This window comes from Paenibacillus ottowii (assembly GCF_050516475.1).
GTDB lineage: Bacteria > Bacillota > Bacilli > Paenibacillales > Paenibacillaceae > Paenibacillus > Paenibacillus ottowii.
The window spans coordinates 1,307,178-1,319,278 of record NZ_CP191577.1; the positions used below are offsets into that span (position 1 = coordinate 1,307,178).

The following is a 12,101-nucleotide window of genomic DNA, read 5'->3' on the forward strand; positions in this document are numbered from 1 at the left end:
CATAGGGTAGCGTACGATCTCCATTTTGACTAATAGAAAGGCAGGAAAGGACACGTGAAGTCAGATATGGATTACACCTCTTCCACTGTACAGTTCGCCTATGATTTAAAAGACAATGTTTTGTTTCGGAAAGATGCTCAGAACTCGATCAACGAGCTGTCGATCCAGCAGCTCAATACATTAGCGAATGTATCGCTACTAGATATCCGTCTCAGCACTGCTAATGTCGTAGAGCCTCACTATCATCAAAATGCCACAGAACTAATATACTGCATCTCTGGAGCAGTGACCGTGTCACTGATTAATCCCTTTACCCGCGAGTTACGACATTTCCCGATCACACCTGGTCAGGTGGCTAACGTCCCTCAGGGATGGTGGCATTATCTAGTCGCCACGGTGGATAACACTCACTTATTGGCGATTTTTAACGTTCCAATCCCCGAAATCATTTTGGGCTCCGATATTTTGCGGCTAACGCCAAGCAACATTATGGCTCATACTTACTGTCTGGATGAGAAGAAGGTTCAGGAAGCGCTTGCTCCTATTAAAAAACCTGTCATCATCGGTCCTCCCAATGACCGTAAGCAGCAGTCCCCCCGTAAACCAGGGATTCATGTAAGGTTTGCCGATACTTCTCCACAACATCGGATCGCCCCCCAAGGAGATTATAACTATACCCATGAATATCCTGGCTTTTCCTTTAACCCCTATCAAGTGCAAGATTAACCCTGGTCAGACCTCAAAAACAACGGAATCCATTCTCTCTGTATGTTCGCCGTTACCGTAAGACCTTCCCTCTCATAAAATGCCAATGTGTATAAGAGGGGGTGATGGAATGGACGCTTACTACAACTGTTTGAGCTGTATGAATAAAAGGGTGCGTATTCTTACGGTTGATGGAAAACAGTACGAAGGAACCATTATGGATGTGGATCGTAATAATGTGTACTTAAAAACCGAACGGAACGGACGTGTACAAACGTCTGCCTTTTATCCTTACGGGTATGGTAATCAAATCTTGACTTTGAGCCTGTTCACCCTGTTGGCGATTGCTTTAATTTAATCCCGAATCCATTGTCCGTACCTACCTATAGATGCCAAAGCACCTCAAATGACAGTTACCCCGGCCCCACACGATTTGTGTACGGCTTGTGCGCTGTTATTTGGGGTGCTTTATCATACGATCCATTCGCTAAAAACACTTAACCCCCCACCGGTAATATACCAATGGGGGGTTAAACTACTCAATTAATTTAGATCCAAAAAGACTTTGTAATGATAACGAGCAGAATGAACAATACCAGAATAGCTCCTGTTGATGTCCAAACGCCTGGGTAGCCCCCTACTGAACCGCCACCACAACCTCTGTCACAATCACTCATGATCATTGCCTCCTTTATTTAAGGTACAACATAGCTTATGTATGGAGTCTTCCTATGGACCGGGCTTTTTGGCAATGTTATGAATGTTTTCGCCGCTGGGCCTTAGCCTACACCTTTCCTAGGCAAGAGCATAGGATATCACAACTAATCCTGAAGGAGTGAAGCAATTGAATTCAAATCAAATGTTCAGCTACAACGTTAATCAACCTTTCCCTCACCATCCTACTTCCCACCATATCGTGGTGTCCCCCGTAGATCCGTACGTCGTGGAGACATTAAAATCGGTGATCGGCAAGTACGTTGTACTGGAAACAACACGCGGCAGAATTGATGGATGTGTAGTGGATTGTAAGCCTGACCATGTCATCTTGGATGTATACGGAAAAAAATTCTTTGTTCGAATCTGCGAAATTGTATGGATCATGCCTAGCTAAACAAAGCAGACATCAAAAATCCTCGCAGATCCTGATCCGGATTCGCGAGGATTTAATCTTTTAAACAAACACCCTGCTATTCAAGCCCTCCTACAGTCCCAGTGAAGCACGAAGCTCGTCTATCGTTCCATTGTATTCATCTAGGTCGACTTGACCAGGGATGCCAGGAACACTGCCTGTGCTGCTGTACTGCCAAGCCCACCAGCTATTCCAAGCTGGAACCGCGGTCGGCTTTTGCGTAGTGCTGTATCGCGCTACCCACAATTTGTACATAGAAAACGTAGGATCAAACTTGGAAGCAAAGACATTTCCCGTATATACGATCGGCTCACGTCCGGTAAGCTTCTCCATCTCATCCAAAAAGGCATGAGCCACTTCACTGATTTGTGCGGGTGTAAGGCCTTTAGGATTATTTTCATAATCCATCACAGGGGGCAAATCCAGCCTGCCTCCTGCTGAATCTAAAGCCTTGGCAAAATTAGCTGCTTCCTGACGAGCTCCATCCACGGTAGTTGCGTTCAAAAAGTGGTAGGCCCCAACCAGAATGTTAGCATCTCTGGCCCCCTGGACATTAGCTAAAAATTGATTGTCTTGATATTTGGTGCCCTCTGTAGCTTTAATAAAAGCAAACGTCTTGCCTGCCGCCGCCACCTGCTGCCAATCAATATTGCCATTATAGTGAGAAACGTCTATCCCCTGTGCGTGACCGTTGGAGGAAATTGTAGGATCAACAGGTACAGTAGTAACAGTCTCGGTAGATGCTGGCTCTTCAGATGCCTGATCCAATGCAATGACAACTTTACCATCATCAGCATTGATTAGATGAAAGGGTGTGCTGTGATCAAGATCGACCACAATACGTACCGAGGCTGGGCTTGTACTAAACATAGAGTATCTCACTTTGGAAGCATCTGAGTCGTCAGTAACTGAAAAACTTCCTTGTCCTCCATTATTAAAAGATTGCGATGCTGGAAATTCCTCACCAAACTTCGCATCAGGTATGTCTACAACAATACGATCAGGTTGGGTCAACGTGGTTACTTTGGGGCTTACCTTTCCATCCACCGTTATCGTTAATTGATGATTATTGAAGCTAATTTGATTTATAGCCGTACGTTCACTAGCTGTAGTATCACTTGCAGCTGAGGTGGTCACGCTGTTTCCGCTTGAAGCAGGCGGAGTCGTCAAGAACACGGTTTTAAGCTCGTTGTTCCAGGACACTTCCATTCCCGTCTGTTCAGATACAAAGCGAAGCGGAACATAAGTCGTTCCCCCGTTCAGCAAAGGAGCTACAGCCAGCCCTATCGGTTGGCCATTAACTGAGGCAATAGGATTGTTGACCTGAAGGCTCAGGTTAATATTTGACTTATGTATAGTTACGGTCCCTGTCTTGGACTCCCAATTTACGCTATAACCCAACTCCTCTACAATAAGACGGAGTGGAACCAGCACATTGCCCTTTACTTGCTGAATCTGCGCTCCTTTACCGACACTTATATCTTTACCATCCAGTTGAATATGCGAATTTGAAGACGCCGCGTGACTTTCTCCTGGAAATGCTAATAGAAACAGAAACAAAAAAGCAAATAAACCAATTTTCTTCATATGTACCCTACCATTCTCTAATTTTTCGCTATAAAAATCTTACTTTCTATGGCCCTCAGAACCCTCCATTTTGATAGACGCGACTCCTATGTAAAAAGTTACGATAATTTCATTATATATTTCAGCCTAATCATACGAAAGTACTAAAAAGCTCTACCAGCTATACGCAAGCAGAGCTCATTCCAGTTATTCATACAGTTACAAAGGTTAGTCCTACAAGAATGATCGAAGTAATAGAAAGTACAAGTAAGGGCAGCATGGCCTTTTCTCGCAAAGTCTTAAAGCTCACATTCAGCCCCATGCCTACCATAGCCATTGTTAACATAAAGGTGGTAAGCTGGGAAAGTTCGTTCATTAGCTTAGGTGAAACGACAATATATTTTCCAAAAACGTAGCTCCCCAGAATACTTGCCACTATAAAACCGATGAGAAACCAGGGGAATTCCACATTAGTACCTGTACGCATCTTTCCAGTACGTTTCATCCAATACATTAAAATAAAGCTAAGCGGTATGAGTAAGAAAACACGTCCCAGTTTGGCTAGCAAGGCCATGGCAAGAGCATCCTGTCCAGCAGGTGCTGCCGCTAAAGCCACATGTGCAATTTCATGTAAACTGATGCCTGACCAGATTCCATACTGTATATCTGTCAGAGGAAGCCAAGGCCGAAGCACTGTAAACAAAATGGCAAATACCGTGCCAACCAAGGCAATGAGTCCAACACCTATAGCTGTATCCTCATCGTCGGACTTCAATATAGGAGAAACAGCTGCAATGGCTGCTGCCCCACAAACCCCGGTTCCAATCCCAAGAAGAAGTGAAAGCGAAGCATCTGCCTTAAATCGTTTGGCGAGCCAAACCGTAAACAAAATGGCAAATACCACAGTGCCTACATCGCGCAAAAGCAAACCCAGCCCATGATGAATAACATCATCCATATTTAGCTTCAGTCCATATAAAACAATAGCTCCGCGCAGTATTTTCTTGGCTGAGAACTCAATTCCTGAGCGTACAGCTTCAGGGTATCCCCACAACTGTCGGTATAGTATAGCGAGAAACATCGCACATGCCAATGGGCCTACATAATGAAAGCCTGGCACTTCATTTAGACCGTACCCTGCCAGTGCAAAGATCATCGTTAGCACAATGCCGAATAAAAATCGAAACAATCGACCTTTGTTCAATAAAAATTTGACGTGTTGAATATGACTTTTCATGCTGACTCCCTCCAGTTCTACATGCATACAGCTTAATATGTATTTTGTTATAAGAAAAATAAATCATTATAATAATGATCATAAGTAAATAGGCATGATGAAATTGGAGGAATAACTTTTGGACCAGTCTTTAATTGTATTTGTTAAAGTCGCGGAAAAACAAAACTTCACACGAGCTGCTGAGGCGCTACATATGACCCAGCCTGCGGTAAGCCAATATATTCAAACACTGGAACGCAGTGTAGGAACCCGACTTCTAGAGCGAAGCAATAAATATGTGCGCTTAACTAAAGCAGGAGAAATTGTGTACCATCATGCCCAGGAAATTATTCGACTCCATACACGTATGCAGTACTTGGTGGACGAGCTGATGCATACGGCAAAGGGTAACCTGTCTATTGGAGCAAGCTATACGTATGGTGAATATGTACTGCCGCATGTAATTGCGCAAATGAGAATCCAGTACCCACTCATTCAGCCTTCCATTATCATCGGCAATACGCTGGAAATCGAAAAGCTCGTGATCCATAATCAACTGGATGTAGGCATTATCGAAGGAGAATTTCAGCATGAGCATTTACATATTGAATCCTTCGCCGATGATGAAATGGTTATCGTCGTTCCGCAAAATCATCGTTTGGCCGGTACATCTCAAGTGGATATAAGTGAGCTGCAAGAAGACATCTGGATTCTACGGGAAGAGGGCTCCGGAACCCGTGAGGCAGCTGAAAGGATGTTTGCACAGCTCGGATTTTATCCTTCTCATATGATGAATTTTGGCAGTACACAGATCATCAAAGAGTCTGTAGAAGCAGGCTTGGGAATTTCTTTGCTGTCCCAGTGGGTGATTCAAAAGGAACTGGCTTTAGGAACCTTAGAAGTGTTGGATATTGTTAATCTTCCGTTCATTCGGAAATTTTCTTTCCTCACTCCATCTGTGGTATTTGAGACAAAGGCAACCACCGCTTTTTTGGAGATTTTGCGAGACTATAGTGTGAAAAGGTAATGTGCAGAAAAAAAAGCACCCATTAAGGTGCTTGCAATATAGTCAGTATTTTATTTTTTATGAGGAGAGATGATCCTTACCATGATATAAGAAATGGGAAAAGTCAGCGTAGCTCCCTTGGAATTGTTGCATATCATGAGCAGCAATACCTACAAAGTTCCCTGTAAATCCTCCGGACAAAAAGCTGATATCCTGTATTTCAAAAAGTCGCTTCCAGGCAGGCTCATCTCCGACTCCATAATAAAATTGCGCATGGGATGCATGGACCTCTACAGCCAAATGAACAGGGAGATCGCTCTGAAGCGCAATCACTTGTGGAACTAACGTAAATGAATTAGCTTCACACCGCATCATGCGCAGTACTTTTCCCAACCCCTCTTCATAGCTAATATACGCATACAAATAGTCCTCTTCATTGAGGTACAGCAACAGCCCTGCCATTTGCAAATAGCTGGTTGGCTGATACTCCAGCGCTGTTTCTACCCGAAAATGATGATCCGTTTGCCGAATGGCAAGCACGTGATGCTGGAACAGGCTTTGTATGGATTCTCCAGCATGAATCCGAAGGTAGCCCGGACGCTGACTTAATGAACACCAGCTATCGTCCGCCAAGATACGCAATGTGTTCCACGTTTTGTCAAGTGTGGGGTCCTCGAAAAAGTCTTCGAAAATATACTCCTGCTGCTCTTGCTTAACCGAAATTGCCCCTTGAGGCGCAGGCACCTCCAGTTGAGGTGTATGGCCCCCGGCGGTTAATCGCAGCCAGCCTTCATCATTCCAAAAGACTTGCTGCAAAGCTGTCTCGCGCCCTAAAATGGCATATTTCCCCTCCACCGGACGTGTACATAAATGAGCCATGTACCATTCACCGTCCGGTGTTTGTACCAGACTGCCATGTCCTGCACATTGTAACGGGAAATTCAACTGATCACGAGATGTAAGCATTGGGTTATGTGGGTCCACTTCATACGGACCGGATATCTGTTTGGAGCGTGCTATGGTCACTGCATGCCCCGTACCCGTTCCACCTTCCGCTGTAACCAGGTAGTAATACCCGTTCTGCTTGTAGATGTGGGGCGCTTCTGTCTTCTTCAGTGGAGTACAATCGAAAATTTTAACAGGCTCACCAATAAGTCGCCGTTGCTGGCTGTCATACTCTTGCATGACGATACCCGAGGACTTATTGCTCTCCAACATGCGATAATCCCACAATGCATTCAACAGCCATTTGCGTCCATCCTCATCGTGAAATAAAGACGGGTCAAATCCACTACTGTTCAGATAAACAGGTTCCGACCATGGTCCATGGATCGTAGGCGCCGTTATCACAAAATTATGAACGTCCTTGAATGGACGCTTGGTGCTTTTCACATCGGTATAGAGCAGATAAAACAGGTTATCCGCATAGCTTAGCTGCGGTGCCCAAATGCTACAATTTTTTGGATTGCCTCTCAAATCAACCTGGTCAGTCAAAATATCCGTGCAGTGCTCCCAATGAGCCAAATCTTTGGATTGATACACCCGTACTCCAGGCAGCCATTCAAACGATGACACTACAATATAGTAAGTATCTTCTACTCGCGTAATACACGGATCGGGATTAAAGCCTTTTAAGATAGGGTTTTGGATCATCATGAGACATCACTTCTCCTTGCTCTTCCAAAATGTGACTCCCTCAAAAACCTGTTCCTTGCTCCATTCTTCTGCCCTCGCTTCAAAACAATCCGCCCACGGAACACGTTGCTGACGTAAAGAAGCTATTTCATCAGATCCACCACCATATTCCTGATAGCAGACGGTTTTCTCATTCGCGATATTCCCCCAATTATCCCAACCGCGTGGGTCTATATGGTCACCCATTTTACATTCGATAAATACGGTTTTGGCATACTCCCGCCATGGACGGCCCAAAAAAACAGGGGTAATCTCAGGCTCTGCGGTTAAATAGCAATGATCGAATACATAGCCGTACGTTTGTCCTTGCGGCGTAGAGGCGGCTGTAACGTAGCTTGTATGGTTCTTATGATGACGCAAACTGCGAATCTCGCAATCTTCAAAGTAGGCGGTAGCCCCGCCAAAAATGAAATCTATCGTACCCTCGATATAACAATGCTGATAGAGCTGGCGATAGTGTGCATGATGTTCTTTCAAAGGAATTCCACCAAACTGCAATCGCTCTTTCGGTGCAGGAGGTAGAGGGCCTGTAAATAACGTATCCTGGTGCCCTTTAAAGGTACAATTTCTAAAGACAGTTTGATCACAATGAGCGTTTACCGCAACGGCCTGCCCAATGTGTTCTCCCTGTCCAGCCGTGTTGGAGATGATGAGATTTTCCAGGGTCAGATGGCTGCCGCCTAAGAATAGAGTTGGCGTCGCGAAGGTTCCTATTTCCTCACCTGCTTCATCCCGCTCCCTAGCATACCGCCCCATTCGAATCTCTACCTGTCCGATGCCTATGATATGTAGATTTGAACGGTAAATCCGCACCTCTTCCTCATAGGTACCCGATAAAATAGTTAGCGTTTCCATTTCGTTGGAAGGCGATTGCTCCAATACATTAATCGCCTCCTGAATGGTGTGGAAATCACAAAAGGATTCTTTTCCGACTAGCATGGTTACCCCGATCCTTTCATTTGATTTACAAGTGTTCAGCTAAAAATGACTGCCAAGCCATTCGCATTTCCATGGTTTCCATATGTCCACCGCCCGCAATCACAGGCTGCCAATGCTCAGGGTGACCTGCTTTCTGGTAAGCTTCCAACAACCCCTCTGCCAAATGCTCGACTCCTTCAATAGGACACATCCGATCATTTTGACCTGTTATACTCATCCGTGGACGAGGTACGATCCGCTTTTGAATATCCAAGGTGGTGAAATGCTTTAACAAGCCGGGAACATAGGAATAGAAGCCATGATGATCCAATCCCCTTTTGGCGATCAGTGTATGGGCGTCTACCTGTCCGCAGATATCAACCGTGACCTGTATCCGTTCATCTAAAGCAGCCAGCCACCATGCCATGAGTCCACCCATCGACATGCCGATCGTCGCGATACGGGAAGCATCAATGTCCTCACGCTGGCACATGTAATCTACCAAACGACGGTTATCGTACAGCATCATGCCCCACAGCACCTGGCCCTGCCAGAGCATTTCTTTTACCAGCTCACTCTCGGTTTTGCCTCCACGCTCATTGAAGCCCCACATGTCGATACAGCACACGCAATATCCCATGTCTGTCAGAACTGTAGCAAACGAGGGCTGCTGCAGGTAAGGACTACTATGGAGCAGCTCCTTACGTCCATTGGTATAATTGCCCCCATGCGAATGGTTAAAAACGACCAATGGGAACGGACCATCCCCTTGTATTGGTGTAGCTACATAAGCAGGCACAGACTCGATCCCGTTCAAGTCCAGCAGGAGACACTCCAGTCGATATCCCTCCCGCTCTTCTTGATTCAGCAGAGTTGCCGTTATAGGGCGATCTGCCGGAAGGTCCCCCAGCAATGCTTGCAACTTATCCATGTTGTATGCTCCTTTCATCCCCTCCTATTTCAGCACATTTTGTTCAGAAGGTTGTATCGTTACTTGTTCTATCAGCTTTTCAGGCTGAGCTGTATTTTTCGAGTGGCAGCGATTGATTTCAACGTCTTCCCCATTCTCAATATAAAAGGCAGGACCTTCGTGATTCTCAATCGTAACCTGTTGAAAACGAATGTCCTTCACGTTACCCATATAAAAACCACGGTTATTCATATCTTCAATCCCTGTCATCATGGCCGGACGACCGGGAATCGCATTTTTAGCCATAGAAATATCAATATTGGAAAAAGTAATTTCAGCGATATATTGCTCGGCAAGTCCGTATAAGAAGCCAGCCGCCGCATGAACCTGACGTGCCGTGATATCGGAAAAATGGATTCGTCTAAAACACGGGGTTTCATCCGTAACTGGATAAGGATTTTTATCCCACACATATTTGTCCTTGCCCCGGGGTCCGCAGAAATAATACAGGTTCAAAATAAATGGACAAATGACCTCCTCCATCACAATGTTGCTGACGCGGATATCCTCGATGATTCCACCGCGTCCCCGTCTTGATTTCAGACGTATGCCCCGATCTGTTTGCTTGAACACGCAATTGCTGATCGTAACATTACGAATATCTCCGCTCATTTCGCTTCCAAGTACGACAGCACCATGACCGTGGACCATTGTACAGTTGGTAATCGTAATATTTTCACAAGGAATCCGCTCTTGGGTATCTTCGGTTCCTGCTTTAATCGCAATACAGTCATCGCCTACATCTATATTGCAGTTGCTGATACGAACATTGGAACAGGATTCGGGATTAATACCATCTGTATTGGGTGAGTCTGCCGGGTTAAGAATGGACAAATTATCAATCGTAACGTTATAGCAAGCAATGGGGTTTACAGTCCAACTTGGGGAATTTTTCAACATGAGATCTTTAATGGTGATCCGCTGACAGCGGTCAAAGCTGATTAATTTGGGTCTCGGGTACTGCAACTCTTCAGAGTGATTCCGATGCTTTTCCCACCACGGCTGACCATTCCCGTCCAGCGTTCCGCTACCTGTAAGCGAAATATTCTCTAGGTTCTCTCCATAAATGCATGAGGCATGTACTTCCCGCTGAACACCCTCCCATCTGGATTCTACTACAGGATAATCAGTCAGTTCCGTACTGAAGGAAAGAATTGCACCAGGGCTTAAATGCAGCTCAATGTTACTTTTCAGAAAAATAGCACCCGTCAGATACGTTCCAGACGGAACCAAAACAGTCCCTCCCCCAGCATTACTGGCCGCCTCAATGGCAGCCGCAATGGCTTCTGTTGCCATCGTTGTACCACCCTGAACTGCTCCATAATCTACAATGTTATACAATTGCATTTCGTTCTCTCCTGTCTTTATTTTTTCGTTTTCTTATACGCTTCCTCATACTCAGCGGTAATTCGTGCTCCGCCTGATTTTTTCCAATTTTCCACAGCTGCTTTAAATCCGGCTTCATCAAGTTCACCCATAATAAATTTGAAGGAGGCGTCAGTAATAATTTTCTCCAGCTCTGTTCCTTGCTCATTAGCAGTGACTGAATCCAGCGGCACTGTCGGGTCCAGAACAGCAAACTTATTATTTTCGCGCACTAATTCATTAGCCATTTCCTTTTCCGGATTGGCATCCTTTAAGTTATAAGTGACTTCACTTGGTCTGGAGCTTGAAAACGGCTGTACGTCTGCTTGCCACAAATCTGTATCTATAATTTTGAAGGAACCATCCTTTTCGATTTTATAATGAGTACCTTCAATACCACCGGTCATGTACATATATACATCTTTGTCAATTAAATCATCTACAAATTGCAGCAGTCTCTTCAACTCAGCTTCCGTCTTTACTTCAGATTTCGGAAAGGCCAGCAAGCCTCCTACACCACTTCCTTCAGACCATACGTGATATTGTCCATCTCCATTCGAAATCTTGTTAACAGGCACCAGCTTCAGACCTTTTTGTAAGCCTTGAGACAAGGTTCTAAGGTTAGAGATATCGATCATGCCTGTATAAATCCCTGCTTTACCTTGTGCAAATTGTTGCTGCTGGTCCGTTTTAGCGGTTACGGCAAAGTCTTTGGAGAGATACCCGTTTTTGTATAATTTATTGGAATACTTTAACGTCTCCATATATTGAGGAGTATCAAACTCTGGCGTAAACTTTCCGTTTTCATCTACTTTCCAGCCATTAGGTGTTCCAAAGTAGGAACTTAACGTTTTGAAACTGCTGTAACGCAGATCCGATCTGTCAACAAACCCAGTCGTATCATTTTTTCCATTGCCATCCGGATCGTCTTCTGTAAACGCTCTCGCAACTTCATACAGTTCATCCAGTGTGGTTGGCACTTTCAGTCCTAAGCGATCCAGCCAATCCTGACGAATGACCAGACCCGCGCGGGCGAGATTCTTCTGGAATGGAACCCCATACAGCACCCCTTCAATGGAAGCGGCTTCGCGTACTTCAGGCGGGATCTTTTTTAAATTTTCATAATCATCTAAATATTTGCCCACATCCCAGAATAGTCCTGATTTCAATGAACTACGCACTGAGGAATTTGTCATCATTGTCAAAGTCACCATATCTGCCAATTCACCGGAAGCCAGTGCGGTGGTAATTCTCTCTTCCTTGGAAGCATCCGGCACCCAGTTGAACGTAATTTTGGAATTGGTGTATTCTTCGATTTTATTTTTAATCGTTTCAGTAGGCGGGGAGGCTGTGTGGAGTACGTTCAGCCAGGTAAATTCCAGTTTGGATTTGGGATCATAGGTTTGGCTGCTTTTTTCCTCTGCCCCTTTGTCACCACAAGCCGCTAGAAAAACACTCATGACCATAAGTGCGGCAAGAAGACCCGATACTCCCTTTTTCATCTTGGTACCTTTTTTCATCGTGTTTGCTC

The 12,101-nt window shown here is 45.0% G+C and carries 12 protein-coding genes; 4 read left to right on the forward strand and 8 right to left on the reverse strand.

From position 1 onward, the window contains the following. Positions 1 to 54 precede the first annotated feature (54 nt). Both ACQQ6X_RS06160 and ACQQ6X_RS06165 read left to right on the forward strand, forming a co-directional pair. Positions 55 to 726 carry a cupin domain-containing protein gene (locus ACQQ6X_RS06160; RefSeq protein WP_305164609.1) on the forward strand — a complete coding sequence of 224 codons (672 nt, stop codon included), beginning with the start codon at positions 55 to 57 and terminating at the stop codon, positions 724 to 726. A gap of 109 nt (positions 727 to 835) precedes the next feature. After that, a complete protein-coding gene (locus tag ACQQ6X_RS06165; protein WP_305164610.1) occupies positions 836 to 1,063 on the forward strand; it encodes a hypothetical protein in 228 nt (75 codons plus the stop codon). A gap of 190 nt (positions 1,064 to 1,253) precedes the next feature. Here ACQQ6X_RS06165 and ACQQ6X_RS06170 read toward each other — a convergent pair whose 3' ends face one another. After that, positions 1,254 to 1,382 carry a hypothetical protein gene (locus ACQQ6X_RS06170; RefSeq protein WP_269203172.1) on the reverse strand — a complete coding sequence of 43 codons (129 nt, stop codon included), beginning with the start codon at positions 1,380 to 1,382 and terminating at the stop codon, positions 1,254 to 1,256. Positions 1,383 to 1,549: 167 nt separating this feature from the next. On the opposite strand from ACQQ6X_RS06170, the gene ACQQ6X_RS06175 reads away from it, so the two are divergent. Further along, complete coding sequence (locus ACQQ6X_RS06175; protein WP_305164611.1) at positions 1,550 to 1,816, forward strand: YuzF family protein; 267 nt, start codon at positions 1,550 to 1,552, stop codon at positions 1,814 to 1,816. A 90-nt stretch (positions 1,817 to 1,906) separates the two neighbouring features. Here ACQQ6X_RS06175 and ACQQ6X_RS06180 read toward each other — a convergent pair whose 3' ends face one another. Both ACQQ6X_RS06180 and ACQQ6X_RS06185 read right to left on the reverse strand, forming a co-directional pair. Next, positions 1,907 to 3,421: a GH25 family lysozyme gene (locus ACQQ6X_RS06180; protein WP_305164612.1), complete on the reverse strand. Its 1,515-nt coding sequence runs from the start codon at positions 3,419 to 3,421 to the stop codon at positions 1,907 to 1,909. A gap of 190 nt (positions 3,422 to 3,611) precedes the next feature. After that, complete coding sequence (locus ACQQ6X_RS06185) at positions 3,612 to 4,637, reverse strand: YeiH family protein (protein WP_305164613.1); 1,026 nt, start codon at positions 4,635 to 4,637, stop codon at positions 3,612 to 3,614. Between the two features lie 118 nt (positions 4,638 to 4,755). Here ACQQ6X_RS06185 and ACQQ6X_RS06190 point away from each other — a divergent pair, with 118 nt between their 5' ends. Beyond that, positions 4,756 to 5,643 (forward strand): LysR family transcriptional regulator, encoded by an 888-nt coding sequence (locus ACQQ6X_RS06190; protein ID WP_063210180.1) that lies wholly within the window; start codon positions 4,756 to 4,758, stop codon positions 5,641 to 5,643. A 57-nt stretch (positions 5,644 to 5,700) separates the two neighbouring features. Here the strand turns inward: ACQQ6X_RS06190 and ACQQ6X_RS06195 are convergent, their stop codons facing one another. The 5 genes from ACQQ6X_RS06195 to ACQQ6X_RS06215 are packed head-to-tail and all read right to left on the reverse strand — an operon-like array spanning position 5,701 to position 12,090. Further along, positions 5,701 to 7,278, reverse strand: coding sequence for a glycoside hydrolase family 43 protein (locus tag ACQQ6X_RS06195; RefSeq protein WP_305164614.1), 1,578 nt, complete (start codon positions 7,276 to 7,278; stop codon positions 5,701 to 5,703). Positions 7,279 to 7,284: 6 nt separating this feature from the next. After that, a complete protein-coding gene (locus tag ACQQ6X_RS06200) occupies positions 7,285 to 8,256 on the reverse strand; it encodes a pectinesterase family protein (RefSeq protein WP_305164615.1) in 972 nt (323 codons plus the stop codon). A 25-nt stretch (positions 8,257 to 8,281) separates the two neighbouring features. Further along, on the reverse strand, positions 8,282 to 9,166 hold the full coding sequence (locus ACQQ6X_RS06205) for a dienelactone hydrolase family protein (protein WP_305164616.1): 885 nt from the start codon (positions 9,164 to 9,166) through the stop codon (positions 8,282 to 8,284). A 24-nt stretch (positions 9,167 to 9,190) separates the two neighbouring features. Continuing rightward, entirely contained in the window at positions 9,191 to 10,552 is a 1,362-nt protein-coding gene (locus ACQQ6X_RS06210; RefSeq protein ID WP_305164617.1) for a glycoside hydrolase family 28 protein, read from the reverse strand. Positions 10,553 to 10,569: 17 nt separating this feature from the next. Next, positions 10,570 to 12,090, reverse strand: a complete 1,521-nt coding sequence (locus ACQQ6X_RS06215) for an extracellular solute-binding protein (RefSeq protein WP_305164618.1) — start codon at positions 12,088 to 12,090, stop codon at positions 10,570 to 10,572. Between the last annotated feature and the right edge of the window lie 11 nt (positions 12,091 to 12,101).